General features: G+C 66.1%; 11 protein-coding genes. All 11 read right to left on the bottom strand.

Annotated elements, in window-relative coordinates; translation table 11 throughout:
* Positions 1-152: 152 nt before the first annotated feature.
* A complete protein-coding gene (gene rseP, locus J2S76_RS00820; protein WP_307056618.1) occupies positions 153-1,298 on the bottom strand; it encodes an RIP metalloprotease RseP in 1,146 nt (381 codons plus the stop codon).
* 145 nt (positions 1,299-1,443) lie between these two features.
* Positions 1,444-2,265: a phosphatidate cytidylyltransferase gene (locus tag J2S76_RS00815; protein WP_307056615.1), complete on the bottom strand. Its 822-nt coding sequence runs from the start codon at positions 2,263-2,265 to the stop codon at positions 1,444-1,446.
* A gap of 4 nt (positions 2,266-2,269) precedes the next feature.
* Complete coding sequence (locus J2S76_RS00810) at positions 2,270-3,016, bottom strand: isoprenyl transferase (protein WP_307057693.1); 747 nt, start codon at positions 3,014-3,016, stop codon at positions 2,270-2,272.
* Between the two features lie 62 nt (positions 3,017-3,078).
* Positions 3,079-3,642 carry a ribosome recycling factor gene (gene frr / locus J2S76_RS00805; protein ID WP_307056613.1) on the bottom strand — a complete coding sequence of 188 codons (564 nt, stop codon included), beginning with the start codon at positions 3,640-3,642 and terminating at the stop codon, positions 3,079-3,081.
* Between the two features lie 144 nt (positions 3,643-3,786).
* Positions 3,787-4,518: a UMP kinase gene (gene pyrH, locus J2S76_RS00800; RefSeq protein WP_307056612.1), complete on the bottom strand. Its 732-nt coding sequence runs from the start codon at positions 4,516-4,518 to the stop codon at positions 3,787-3,789.
* Between the two features lie 101 nt (positions 4,519-4,619).
* Complete coding sequence (gene tsf / locus J2S76_RS00795) at positions 4,620-5,543, bottom strand: translation elongation factor Ts (protein ID WP_307056610.1); 924 nt, start codon at positions 5,541-5,543, stop codon at positions 4,620-4,622.
* Positions 5,544-5,666: 123 nt separating this feature from the next.
* Positions 5,667-6,665, bottom strand: coding sequence for a 30S ribosomal protein S2 (locus J2S76_RS00790; protein ID WP_091436721.1), 999 nt, complete (start codon positions 6,663-6,665; stop codon positions 5,667-5,669).
* Positions 6,666-6,842: 177 nt separating this feature from the next.
* On the bottom strand, positions 6,843-7,589 hold the full coding sequence (locus J2S76_RS00785; protein ID WP_307056607.1) for a sulfotransferase family protein: 747 nt from the start codon (positions 7,587-7,589) through the stop codon (positions 6,843-6,845).
* 642 nt (positions 7,590-8,231) lie between these two features.
* Complete coding sequence (dnaE, locus tag J2S76_RS00780) at positions 8,232-11,666, bottom strand: DNA polymerase III subunit alpha (RefSeq protein WP_307056605.1); 3,435 nt, start codon at positions 11,664-11,666, stop codon at positions 8,232-8,234.
* A 438-nt stretch (positions 11,667-12,104) separates the two neighbouring features.
* Positions 12,105-12,812: an ABC transporter ATP-binding protein gene (locus tag J2S76_RS00775; RefSeq protein ID WP_307056602.1), complete on the bottom strand. Its 708-nt coding sequence runs from the start codon at positions 12,810-12,812 to the stop codon at positions 12,105-12,107.
* A 10-nt stretch (positions 12,813-12,822) separates the two neighbouring features.
* Complete coding sequence (locus J2S76_RS00770; RefSeq protein WP_307057691.1) at positions 12,823-14,046, bottom strand: lipoprotein-releasing ABC transporter permease subunit; 1,224 nt, start codon at positions 14,044-14,046, stop codon at positions 12,823-12,825.
* Positions 14,047-14,091: the final 45 nt, after the last annotated feature.

The following is a 14,091-nucleotide window of genomic DNA, read 5'->3' as shown; positions in this document are numbered from 1 at the left end:
CGACTGCACACCTCTAGGCGCACACCCGGCGACACTCCTCACCCTGCACTCCGTTTGATACAGACTTTTCCAGAGCCTGCAAACCGGACCTGCCGCTTTCAGTGCCTTTTCCGGACGGCGTGGCGCCTCGGCAACGCCGTCCTGAATCCAGCTCAAGATTTTGATATGTTGAGAATATCGTTCCACGTCGCAAACAGCATCAGCATCAGGACAAGCGCCAGACCGATGCGGAAACCCACCTCCTGGGCCCGTTCGCTGAGCGGTCGGCCGCGCAGCGCCTCGATGCCATAGAAAAGCAGATGTCCGCCATCCAGAAGCGGTACCGGAAAGAGGTTAAGAAGTCCGATCGACACCGACAGAACGGCGGCAAGTTGCAGCAAAGCGGCGATTCCGAAGGTCGCGACCTGCCCGGACACCTGGGCGATCCGGATCGGCCCACCCAGCTGGTCGGCCCGCTCGCGCCCCGTCACAACACCGCCGAGATAGCTGAACGTACGGTCGACGATGAACCACACTTCGGTCGTCGCCTGGGTCACGGCCTCGATCGGGCCGAATCGCTCGGTGCGGACCTGCCCTCCCCCGGTGTCGCGGGAGATACCGAGCACACCGATGCGATGGACATTACCGAAAGTGTCGGTGACTTCGCGCAGGTCCGGGGTGGCCTCAAGGGTGAGTCGCTGCCCGCCGCGCTCGACCTCGATGGCGAGCGCCTCGCCGGCATTGGCGCTGACGATGCGCTGCATGTCGCCGAACGAATCGATGGGATCGCCATTGATGGCGAGGATCACGTCGCTGGGCTGGAAGCCGGCGCGCTCGGCGGCGCTGCCGGCCTGCACCGCGTCGACCTGTGGGGTCGTCACCTGCCGGCCCACCGTCATGAACAAGCCGGCAAAGATGACGATCGCCAGGATGAAATTGGCGATCGGCCCCGCCGCCACGATCGCCGCCCGGGCGCCGACAGATTTGTGGAAGAAACTCTCGCGGCGGTCGCTCTCGCTCATATGGGCGATGGCGCCGCGGTCGGGCGCGCTCGCCGCGTTCTCGTCGCCGAGGAACTTGACGTAGCCGCCGAGGGGAATTGCCGAGAGCTTCCAGCGGGTGCCATGCCGGTCATTGAAGCCGACGATCTCGGGGCCGAAGCCGATCGAGAACGCCACCACCTTCACCCCGGCCCGCCGCGCCACCCAGAAATGGCCCAGTTCGTGGAAGAACACGACGATCGTCAGCACGAACAGGAACGGCACGACATAGCCGAGCAGCCAGCTCGCATTGCCGCCCATCGAGGCAAGAAGTTCCATCAGCGATTTCCCAGACACGCACGCCGACGGGCGCGCCTCTTGTTCCATAAGCAGCGTTTAAGGCGAAGGTGAGCAAAATGCGGCGCGATACCTGAAATTCGGCGATGCACGCACGGCGCGGCTGACCGGGCGGCATCGGCGGGGATCACCACAGCAGAAACCCGCGGGCCGGCGCGTCGGGGGCCCGTATCAAGCCGATCAGCAGCGCCAGCGCCGCCGCCGCGATAAAACCGTCGAGCCGGTCCATCAGCCCGCCATGGCCGGGAATCAGGCGGCTGGAATCCTTCACCTGGAAACGTCGCTTCATCGCCGATTCGAACAGGTCGCCGCCCTGACTGGCAAAGCTGGCCAGCAGCGCCACCGGCGCCGCCAGCAAGGCGGTCTCGACACCGGCCAAAGACAGTGTGGCCATGCCCGCCAGCATCCCGAAGAACGCCCCGCCGAGCGAGCCGGCCCAGGTCTTGTTGGGGCTGACGCGCGGCCAGAGCTTAGGACCGCCAATGAGGCGGCCGCAGAAATAGGCGGCGATGTCGGTCGACCAGACCACGGCCAGAAGCCACACCAGGCTCACCAGCCCGAATGAACCATCATCGCGCAGGATGAGGGTGGGCAGCGCCAGCCCGCCGGCATAGATCACCCCGAACGGCGCCCAGGTCCGCCGCTCCCGATTGGAGCGAGCCACGAGGGCTGCGGTAATTGCCCCCAAAACCACGATGCCGATAGCAGCCGGAGGCGGGCGGATGGCGAGCAGCAGAATCGCCGCCACCAGCGCCGCGCTGCCAATGACCAGCAGCGGCGTGCGCGGTTTGGCCCCGATCATTCGCAGCCATTCCCAAAGCAGTATGACGGCGGCAAGCGCAAGAAGGGTACTGAACGCCCAGCCGCCGACCACCGCCACCAGTATGACGAACGGCCCGAGCACCAGCGCCGAGCCCAGGCGCGGCAGGAAATCCTCTCCAATACGCAACGGCTCAGCTTTCCCCGGCGTCGACGCCGCCGAAGCGGCGCTCGCGCCGGCGGTACTCACCAAGCGCTTGCTCCAGCCAGCTCCGATTGAAGTCCGGCCAGAAGACCGGCAGGAACACCAGCTCGGCATAGGCGGCCTGCCAAAGCAGGAAATTCGACAGACGCTGCTCGCCGCTGGTGCGGATCATCAGATCGAGCGGCGGCAGCCCCGCCGTGTCGAGCGCCTCAGAAAAGCGCTCAGTGGTGATGTCCTCAGCGCAAATCTCGCCTGCCGCTACCTGCCGCGCGAGCGCCTGCGCCGCACGGGCGATCTCGCCGCGCGAGCCATAATTGAACGCCACCGTCAGCCGCACCCCGGTATTGTCCCGGGTGAGCGCCTGCGCCTCGTCGAACATCGCCTGAACTTCGCCATCGGTGGGATGACCTTCGCCGATGATACGCAGGCGCACATTCTTGGCGTGAAGATCCTTGAGGTCGGAGCGAATGAAGCGCTTGAGCAGCCCCATCAGCTCGCCGATCTCACGCTCCGGACGTGACCAGTTTTCGCTGGAAAAGCTGTAGAGAGTCAACGCCTCGATGCCGAGATCCTTGGCGTCGGCGACGGCGCGGCGAACGGCCTCGGCCCCGCGCCGGTGCCCCTCGAAACGCGGCAGGCCCTGGCTCTTCGCCCAACGTCCATTGCCGTCCATGATAATGGCGACGTGGCGCGGCACCGGGCACAGCGAGTTTGCCTCGCTCCCAACGGTCTCGATGGCGGCACCTGAGGCCTCGCCACGCCTTGCAATGTTCACGGTGCCCCCCTGGCGCCCGCCGACTAGACCGCGAGGATTTCCTTTTCCTTCGCGGCAACGACCTGGTCGATCTCGGCAATGAACTGGTCCGTCGCCTTCTGGACCTGCTCGGCGAGCCGGTCCAGGTCGTCGGAACTCATCTCGCCGTCCTTTTCCGCCTTCTTGATGGTGTCGAGTCCGTCGCGCCGCACATGGCGCACGGAGACGCGCGCGGCCTCGGAATATTTATGCGCCACCTTGACCAGTTCCTGACGGCGATCCTGCGTCAGCTCGGGAATGCGCACGCGTAGAACCTGCCCTTCGGTCTGGGGGTTGAGGCCCAGATTGGAGTCGCGGATGGCCTTCTCGACCGCCGCCACCATGCCCCGGTCCCACACCTGAACCGACAGCAGCCGCGGCTCCGGCACGTTTACCGACGCGACCTGGTTGAGCGGCATGTTGCTGCCATAGGCATTGACCTGGATCGGCTCCAGCAGACTGGCCGAGGCTCGGCCGGTGCGCAGGCCCGAAAGCTCGGTCTTCAGAACGGAAATCGCGCCCTGCATGCGACGCTTGATATCGGCAATGTCAATCGGACCAGTGCTCATCACGAACCTCATTCATACATCAGCCGGCACGCGGCCGACGGGCGCCGGTTGGCGGCTTATCCAACCTAAACGCGCCCGTGGCAAGCCTTACGCGACAACCACACCTGCCGTGCGGATAGCGCCGGCGCCATTCGCTCGGAAAAGCTAGGGCGCCACCGTCGTCGCGCGACCCTCGCCACGGAGAGCGGCGGCAATGGCCCCGGGCTCCCGGATGGAGAAGACGACGATCGGCAGCTTGGCTTCCCGCGCCAGCGCGAAGGCAGCAGCATCCATGACCTTCAGGTCCTTAGCCAGCGCTTCATCATGGGTGAGGCGGTCATAGCGCTGCGCCGATGGGTCCCGCTTGGGATCGGCCGTGTAGACGCCGTCGACATTGGTCGCCTTCATCACCGCGTCGCATTCAAGCTCGGCGGCGCGCAGCACGGCGCCGGTATCGGTGGTGAAATAGGGATTGCCGGTGCCGCCGGCCAGCAGCACGATACGCCCGCGCGCCAGGTGGCGCGAGGCGGTCTGCCGGGCGTAGGGCTCGCAGATGGTCGGCATGGGAATGGCAGAGAGTGTACGGGCGGGAACGCCGGCCTTCTCGACCGCCTTCTCCAGCGCAAGCGCGTTCATCACCGTCGCCAGCATGCCCATATGGTCGGCGGTGGCGCGATCGAGCCCCTGCCCTGCCACGCTTGCGCCGCGCAGGATGTTGCCGCCGCCCACCACCACGGCAATCTCCGCCCCCGTGGCACGCGCTTCGACGAGATCCTGGGCGATGTTCTCGATGGTCGGCCAGTGCAGCCCGAACGCCTCGTTCCCCATCAACGCCTCACCGGAAACCTTGACCAAGACCCGCCCATAGAGGGCGCCGTGCGGCTGAGGGATCGACATGGGGCACCTCTGGATTGGCGCGACTCGCGACGGCGCGCACAGTAAAACACGCCGGACTGCCCATGGGCGGCCCGGCGTGACTTATCAACGTAAGATCGCGCTCAGACGCCGGCGGCTGCAGCGACTTCGGCGGCGAAATCGCTTTCCTGCTTCTCGACACCCTCGCCAAGGCCGAAGCGGACGAAGCCGACGAGTTTGATCGGCGCGCCGACCTTGCCTTCGCTTTCCTTCACCGCCTGGGCGACCGTCTTCGACGGGTCATGGATGAAAGCCTGCTCAACCAGCGTGACTTCCTTGAAATAGGTCTTCAGGCCGCTCTCGACGATCTTCTCGACCACATTGTCGGGCTTGCCGGAGGCCTTGGCCTTCTCGGCGAGAACGCCCTTCTCGCGCGCGATCACGTCCTCGGCGATGCTGGACGAATCGAGCGCCTGCGGGTTGGCCGCGGCGACATGCATCGCAATCTGGCGGCCGAGCGCGGCGAGTTCTTCCGCCTTGCCTTCCGACTCGAGCGCGACCAGCACGCCGATCTTGCCGAGGCCCTCGCCGACCGACCCATGGACATAGGAGCCGATGACGCCCGCCGAGACGGAGAGCTTCTTGGAGCGGCGCAGGTTCATATGCTCGCCGATCGTGGCGACGGCGGTGTTGATGGCGTCGGCGACGGTGGCGCCGGCCGGGTAGGCAGCCGCCTTCAACGCCTCGACATCGTCCTCGGCGCCGAGCGCCACGGCGGCAATGTCGCGCACCAGCTGCTGGAACTGCTCGTTGCGGGCGACGAAGTCGGTCTCGGAATTCACTTCGACGACAACGCCCGTCGTTCCCGACACGGCGAGGCCGATAAGGCCCTCGGCGGCGACGCGCCCGGCCTTCTTGGCGGCCTTGGCGAGGCCCTTCTTGCGCAGCCAGTCGATGGCGGCCTCGATGTCGCCGTCAACCTCGGTCAGCGCGGCCTTGCAGTCCATCATGCCGGCGCCGGTCTTCTCGCGCAGCTCCTTCACCATGCCCGCGGTGATGTTGGCCATGTTCCGTTCCTCAACGATCTCTGTGTCAATCGACGACACGGCCGGCCGGAAGGAATCCGGGCCGGCCGTGCGATACAATGCTTGGCGCCGAAATGTGACGCCGTTGCGAAGCGGACGCCGGGGTCACTCGACCTCGGCGGTCAGCTCCTTGGCCTGCGCCACCCAGCCATCGACACGACCCGGCAGGCCGACTTCTTCGCCGAGACGGTGAGCGTCGTCAGCGTTGAGCGCGGCGATCTGCCAGAAATGGAAGATGCCGAGGTCGGTCAGCTGCTTCTCGATCGCGGGGGAAACGCCCGTCAGCTTCTTCAGGTCGTCGGCAATGCCACGCGGCCCCGACAGCGATTCCAGGCTGGTCCAGGCGGTCTCGGCCGGCAGGTCCTCAACCATCGGAGCCTCGGAAGCGCCAATGTCGATGCCGAGATCGCCATGGGAGCGGCCAATGCCGTCAATGGCGGCACGGGCGACGAGATCGCAATAGAGGTTGATGGCGCGACCGGCGTCGTCATTGCCGGGAACCGGGAAGGCGATGCCGTCGGGATCGCAATTGGTGTCGAGGATGGCCGCGACCGGAATGCCAAGGCGGCGGGCCTCGGCGACCGCCAGGTCTTCCTTGTTGGTGTCGATGACGAACAGCAGGTCGGGGATGCCGCCCATGTCACGAATGCCACCAAGCGCGCGATCGAGCTTTTCCTTCTCGCGCTGGAGCGTCAGGCGCTCCTTCTTGGTGTAGCCAACACCCTCGCCGGCCGCGAGCAGCTCTTCGAGCTTCTTCAGGCGGGCGATGGAGTGGGAAATGGTCTTCCAGTTGGTCAGCATGCCGCCGAGCCAGCGGGAGTTCACATAGTACTGTGCCGAGCGCTTGGCAGCATCGGCCACGGCATCAGCCGCCTGGCGCTTGGTGCCGACGAACAGAACGCGGCCGCCACGGGCCACGGTGTCGGACACGGCCTGCAGGGCGCGGTGGAGCGCCGGCACGGTCTGGGCCAGGTCGAGAATGTGAATGTTGTTGCGGGTGCCGAAGATGAACGGGGCCATCTTCGGGTTCCAGCGGTGGGACTGATGCCCGAAATGCACGCCAGCTTCCAGGAGCTGGCGCATGGTGTAGTCAGGGAGCGCCATTGTCGTCTCTCGTCCGGTTGGGCCTCCGCGGACATGGCCGTGCCGAGGAATTCGGCTTACGGCACCGGAGCGGCGCTGGAGCCCGCGTCACGTCGTGACAATGGGCTTCCGGCCGCGAGTCCGCGTGCGGAATGGCGCGGCTTATAGGGGAGTGCGATCCATGTGGCAAGTCCGCGCCTACGCCGCCACCAGGCCACCGGTGGAACGGCTGGCAAGCAGGCTCCACTCGGCCAGGGTGGAAGACAGCAATCCCGGCGTCGACGAAGGGGAATCGATCAGGGCGCGGGCCATGTCGCGATAGAGGAGGCCGGAAATCGCCGCACGCCCGAGCCCGCCCCTGGGCACCTCGATCGTGTGATGACGCAGCGTCGGGGTCAGGAACTCGTCGATCGTCGCGGCAATCTCTGGCGTCACCTCTGGCCATTGGCCGCCGAGTTGGCGCTTCATCCGTCCCGTCGTGCCGCGCCAGTCCTCGAGCAGGGCGTCGTAGACGACCAGGGCGCGGGGCAGTCCGCGCGTGCCGCGCTCGGCATCCAGAGTGTAGCGCATCCACAGGCCCAGCGCCCGGCGCGGTTCCATGTCGTCGCGGCGCGCCAGCGACTCGGCGACCTCCAGCGGGTTGCGCAGCGTGAGCACAGCCTCAACGGCATAGCCTGCCTCGGTCAGCGCCTCACGGTAGAGGGGAACCAGACGGCTGATGCGCGGGTCCTTCAGGACCACCGTCGAGGCGCTTTCAAATTCGCTATCCAGTGTATCGCGCAGCCGTTGCCACATGCCATTGGCACGCACCACGTCGATCGGCGAGACCGTAATACGCCGGCGCGAATACCAGCGGTGCCCGCAGGCCGCGAGAATTTCGTCATTCAAGTCGACGATCGGCTTCGATTCCCAGTGCCCGCGCAGGTTCCCCGACGTGGCGCCCATCAATGTCTGCGGAGTCGCGGCTCCCAGGAGATTGACCGTCCGCGTGAGTGCCGACGTGCCGCTCCTGTGCATGCCCAGGACCAGAATTGCCCGCCGCTTTTCAGAACCCTCGAGTACCACCGCCGTGATTGCCCCTCGTGACCTTCTCCGGCAAAGAGGCATTTATTCTTCAAAGATCAAGCAAAAACGCCGCCAATGGCATCATGAAACCGTACGGAAATGATTTAGAAATAGAGAGAAACACATGGCGTCTCCCGGATATGCTAAGCGCAACCAAGCTCAACTCTGAGTTGATTACCGTTTCCCGGTTCATCCGATCTCCCTGAGGATGGCGATCAGGCGTCCGCATGCCGGCCGGCAACGCGACAGTGACGTCCCCGCGCACAGGTGTGTCAATCGAATCCGGCGGGCCGCTGCGCGCGCGGGTTGAGCGGCGCCGCAGCGTCTCGGGCCGCCAATGAACACGGCGCAGCTTACGGCCGGCGCATGGCAGCCGGCGCCCTCAGGATGAATGGTGATACGTGCTCTGGCAGATTGGCGATACGCCCCGTCGGCCGTTCGCCGGCCTGCGCCCGGCAGCTGGCCTGCGCGGATACCGCGCCGCCCGGCATCCGTTGCGGTGACGGTCGCACCGACCGGGCGCTACGCCATCTCGACCATTTCGACGCCGGGAACCGCCTTCAGCGCGCCGGCGATCTGCGGCGACAGGCTGAAGCGGCCGGGCAGCTTTACCTCGACCTCGGTATCGCCACGCTCGCCCAGCAGCAGCACCAGCGACACTTCACCATCGCCGCGCCCGCCACCGAGCGAGCCGAGCCGGGTGGCCACGCTTTCCAGCGGCTCGGGCGAGCGAAGGAAGACGCGCATGCCCTTTTGCATCTTCGACGCGGCCTGATCGAGCGGCTCCACCGTCTGGATGCGGGCGCGCACATCCTCGCCCTGCAATTCGGCCGAGACCTGCAGCAGCAGCGCCTTGCCGGGTTCCAGCAATTCGCGGTACTGCGCCAGCGCTTCCGAGAACAGCACCGCCTCGAACTGGCCGGAAGGGTCAGAAAGGCCAACGATACCCATCTTGTTTCCGCTCTTGGTGCGCCGCTCCTGCCGGCTCACCACCGTGGCGGCGAGGCGCCCGGCCATGGAGCCGGCGCGGACCGAGCGGGTGAAGTCGGTCCAGCGCTGCACCCGCAGCCGGTCCAGCGCCTTGCCGTAATCATCGAGCGGGTGGCCGGTAAGGAAGAAGCCGATAGCGTCATATTCACGCTGCAGCTTCTCGGCCGGGAGCCAGGGTGCGGCATTGGGAATCGGCAGTTCCGCCGCGACCGAAGGCCCGCCGAACATATTGCCCTGACCCGAGGCCACCTCCGCCCCGACCGAGGCGGCGTGGGCGAGAATGGAATCAATCGCCGCCTGCGCCCGGGCGCGGTTCTTCTCCACCGCGTCGAAGGCGCCGGCGCTGACCAGGCTCTCCATCGTCCGCTTGTTCAGCGCCTTAGCGTTAATGCGCGAGGCGAAGTCGGCAAGGCTGGCGAAGGTTCGCCCGCCACGCGCCTCGACGATCGCCTCCACCGAATGGCCGCCGACGCCCTTGATGGCGGCGAGCGCGTAGAGGATGCGCCCATCCTTCACCGCAAATTCGCGCCCCGAGAGGTTCACCGAAGGCGGGACCACCTCGATGCCGAGACGTTGCGATTCCTGGCGAAATTCGGCCAGCTTGTCGGTGTTGCCCATGTCCAGTGTCATGGAGGCGGCCATAAACTCGGTGGGGTAGTTCGCCTTCATATAGGCGGTCTGATAGGAGACCAGCGCATAGGCCGCCGCGTGGCTCTTGTTGAAGCCGTAATCGGCAAACTTGGCGAGCAGGTCGAAGATCTCCGACGCCTTGGCCTTCGGCACCCCGCGCTCAACCGCACCATCGACGAAGCGCGCGCGCTGCTGGTCCATCTCGGCGCGGATCTTCTTGCCCATGGCGCGCCGCAGCATGTCGGCTTCGCCGAGCGAATAGCCCGACAGGGTCTGGGCGATCTGCATCACCTGTTCCTGGTAGATGATGACGCCGTAGGTCTCCTTCAGGCTGGCTTCCAGCGCCGGGTGGGCATAGGCGGCCTTCTCCTGCCCGTTCTTGACCGCGCAATAGACCGGGATATTCGCCATCGGGCCCGGACGGTACAGGGCGACGAGCGCGATGATGTCCTCCAGCCGGTCAGGCTTCATGTCGACCAGGGCGCGCCGCATGCCGGCGCTTTCCACCTGGAACACGCCGACCGTCTCGCCACGGGTCAGCATGTCATAGGTCTTCTTGTCGTCCAGCGGGATCGTCGACAGGTCGAGCGTGATGCCGCGCTGGGCGACGAGGCGCACGGCTGTTTGGAGGACGGTGAGGGTTTTCAGGCCGAGGAAGTCGAACTTCACCAGGCCCGCCTGCTCGACCCATTTCATATTGTACTGGGTGACGGGCATGTCCGAGCGCGGGTCTCGGTAGAGCGGCACCAGCTGGGAGAGCGGCCGGTCGCCGATGACGATGCCGGCGGCGTGGGTCGAGGCGTGGCGGTTGAGGCCCTCCAGCCGGGTGGCGATGTCGAAGGCGCGCTTCACCACCGGGTTGGCGTCGCTCTCGCCCTGCAGGCGCGGCTCGTCCGTAATTGCCTGCTTCAGTGTCACCGGATTGGCCGGATTCTGCGGCACCAGCTTGCACAGCTTGTCGACCTGGCCATAGGGCATTTCCAGCACCCGGCCGACATCGCGCAGCACGCCGCGCGCCTGCAAGGTGCCGAAAGTGATGATCTGCGCCACCTGGTCGCGCCCATAGCGCTGCTGCACGTAGCGGATCACCTCATCGCGACGCTCCTGGCAGAAGTCGATATCGAAGTCCGGCATCGACACGCGCTCGGGATTCAGGAAGCGTTCGAACAGGAGGCCGAAGCGCAGCGGGTCGAGATCGGTGATGGTGAGCGAATAGGCGACCAGCGAGCCGGCGCCGGAGCCACGGCCCGGCCCCACCGGGATGCCCTGCGCCTTCGCCCATTTGATGAAGTCCGACACGATGAGGAAGTAGCCGGGAAACTTCATCTTTTCGATGATGCTGAGCTCGAAGGCCAGCCGGTCCTCATAGTCCTTCTCGCTCAAGCCCGGCGTGGCGCCATGGACCGCCAGACGGTTGCGCAGCCCCTCCTCCGCCTGCAGGCGCAACTCCTCCGCCTCGTCGCGGTCAAGGGTGAAACGCGGCAGGATCGGCTTGACCGTGCGCGGGCGGTAGGCGCAGCGCTGGGCGATTTCTACGGTATTGGCAAGGGCTTCCGGGAGATCGGCAAACAGTGCCGCCATCTCGGCACGGGTGCGGAAACGATGATCCGGGGTCAGCTGCCGGCGGTCGGCCTCCGCCACCAGCCGGCCTTCGGCGATGCAAATCAGGGCATCATGGGCTTCATAGTCATCCTGGGCGGCGAAGAAGGGCTCGTTGGTGGCGACCAGAGGCAGGTCGAGCCGGTAGGCGAGCTCAATCAGCGCCGGCTCGACGCGGCGCTCCTCGGCGAGCCCGTGGCGTTGAATTTCCACATAAAGCCGGTCGCCGAACAGGTCCCGGAGCGCGGCGAGCCGTTGCTCTGCATGGTCGGCGCTGCCGGCCGCCAGCGCGCGGTCGATCGGACCGAAGGGACCGCCAGTCAGTGCAATGAGACCAGAGGCGCGCCCCTCCAGCCAGTCGGCCTTGATGTGGGGGGCGCCGTCGGAGGCGGTGTCGAGGAAGGAGCGAGATACCAGCTCCATCAGGTTCTTCCAGCCCTCCTCGCTGGCGGCGAGCAGGACGATGCGCGGGCGCTCCAGGCTGGCGGGGCCGCGCGGGGCCGGGCCGGGAAAATCCACCGCGACGGCGCAGCCGAGAATCGGCTGGATGCCGCTGGCCGCCATCTTCTCGGAGAATTCCAGCGCGCCGAACAGATTGCCGGTGTCGGTCAGCGCGATCGCCGGCTGGCGGTCCTTCTTGGCGAGATCGGCCAGCTTGCCGATGTTGAGCGCGCCCTCCAGCAGGGAGAAGGAGGAATGGACATGCAGATGCACGAATCCGACATCAGCCTGCGCCATCTCTAATCCTCCCGCGACTCGAAGCCCGACATGGTGGGCGCCCCTGGCGGCGGCGTCCACCCTTGCGGGGGCGCCCTCCCCGCTGTCCTCAGGCTGAAGGCTCTAGCCTTCATGCCTCAGGCTGAGCGTCGCAGACGCTCATGCCTCAGGCAGAGGCCTCAAGCGTCAAGCCGGGGCTTCACACCCCGGTGATGACCCCAGCCCACAAGCCAATCATGGCGACGAAAAGAGCGATGGACGCGAGAGCGGCGGTTTCTTGAACAAGAACACGGATCATGTCGACCTCCCCAGAACATAGAGAGAACATGACCGCGCTTATCCCCGCAATCAACCCATGTTCTCTTTTCGTTCCAGTTCATGGTTGACGAAACGAAAACAGCGCTGGAGGCATCCAGACCGAATCGCATGCGCCCCGTGCCAGCCCTTCAGGCCCGCGCCTCAGGCGAGTTCAACCACCTTGCCCTCCCGCAGCGTGACGCGGCGGTGCATGCGGGAAGCGAGTTCGAGATTATGGGTGGCAATGACAGCCGCGAGGCCCGTGGCTTCCACCAGTTGCGACAGGGCATGGAAGACATGGTCGGCGGTGTGCGGGTCGAGATTGCCTGTGGGCTCATCGGCCAGCAGCACGCGCGGGGCATTGGCGACCGCACGGGCAATGGCGACGCGCTGCTGCTCGCCGCCGGAAAGCTCGCCGGGACGATGCTCAAGCCGCTTGGCGAGGCCGAGATAGCTCAGCAGCTCCTTCGCCCGCGACCCCGCCTCGCGGCGCGACAGGCCACGGATCATCTGCGGTAACATCACATTTTCCTGCGCCGAGAACTCCGGCAGGAGATGATGGAACTGGTAGACGAAGCCGACCCCGGTGCGGCGGATGCGGGTGCGCTCGGCATCGGCCAGCCCGGCCGTGGCGGTGCCGCCGATGAACACTTCGCCGGCGTCCTGGTGCTCCAGCAGGCCGGCAATGTGCAGAAGCGTCGACTTGCCGGTGCCGGACGGCGCCACGAGCGCTACTGACTGGCCTTCCAGCACGGTGAAGTCGGCGCCGCGCAGGATTTCCAGCGTGCCCTCGCCCTGGACATAGCGGCGCTCGACGCCTTCGAGGTGGAGAGCGGCGCGCGGGGGAATGGTCGCGGATGAGGTCGACATGGCGTCCCTCCTATTCGTAGCGCAGCGCTTCCACCGGATCAAGGCGCGCGGCGCGCCAGGACGGGTAGAGCGGAGCGAGAAGGGAGAGGATGAGCGCCATCAGAACCACGGTCGCGGTTTCGCCGGCGTTCAGCTCGGCCGGCAGGCGGCTGAGATAATACAGCTCGGGCGAGAACAGCTCGGTCGCGGTGATCCAGGAGATGAACTGGCGGATTTCCTCGACATTGAGACATACCAGCAGGCCGAGCAGGAAACCCGCCAGCGTGCCTACCACGCCGATGGCGGCGCCGGTGACGAGGAAGACCCGCATGATCGCCCCGCGCGTCGCCCCCATGGTGCGCAAGATGCCGATGTCGCGGCCCTTGTCCTTCACCAGCATGTTGAGGCCCGAGACGATGTTGAAGGCGGCCACCACCACGATCAGCGTCAGGATCAGGAACATCACGTTCCGCTCCACCTGCAGCGCGTTGAAGAAGGTGGCGTTTCGCTGGCGCCAGTCGACGATGTAGATCGGCCGCTCCGCCGCTGCCTGCACCAAGGGACGGTAGCGCTCCACATTGTCGGGATTGTCGACATAGACCTCGATGGCGGTCACGTCGCCATCCTTGTTGAAGTAGGCTTGGCTTTCCGCCAGCGGCATGAAGACGAAGGCGCTGTCATATTCCGACATGCCGATCTCGAACACCGCCGCGATCTTGTAGACCTTGATCCGCGGCGTCGTGCCCATCGGCGTCACCGCGCCACGCGGCGCGACAAGGGTCAGGTTGTCGCCCGCCTGCAGCGAGAGCTGGTCGGCAAGGCGCTTGCCGATGGCGATGCCGGAGCCCTCGTCGAAGCCCTCCAGCGTGCCCGCGCGGATGTTGGAACCGATGGCCGGGAGCGCCCGCAGGCTGGCCTCGGAGAGGCCGCGCACCAGCACGCCGCCGGCATTGAACGCCGAGGAGGCCAGCGCCTGCCCCTCCACGAGCGGCACCGCCAGCGTCACGCCCGGCACGCCGGCAATGCGCTTGGCCACCGCGTCATAATCGGTGAGCGGGCCGTCGATCGGCTGCACCAGCATGTGGCCGTTCAGCCCGAGGATCTTGGACAGAAGCTCGGTGCGGAAGCCGTTCATCACAGCCATGACGATGATGAGCGTCGCCACGCCGAGCATGATGCCGAGGAAGGAGAAGCCGGCGATGACCGAGATGAAGCCCTCCTTGCGGCGGGCCCGGAGATAGCGCAGCGACAGCATCCACTCGAAGGCGCTGAACGGCTTCGAACCGGTCGGCTCCTCGCC

This window comes from Ancylobacter vacuolatus, from assembly GCF_030813595.1.
Taxonomy (GTDB): domain Bacteria; phylum Pseudomonadota; class Alphaproteobacteria; order Rhizobiales; family Xanthobacteraceae; genus Ancylobacter; species Ancylobacter vacuolatus.
This window is presented reverse-complemented; position numbering and strand designations above follow the sequence as displayed.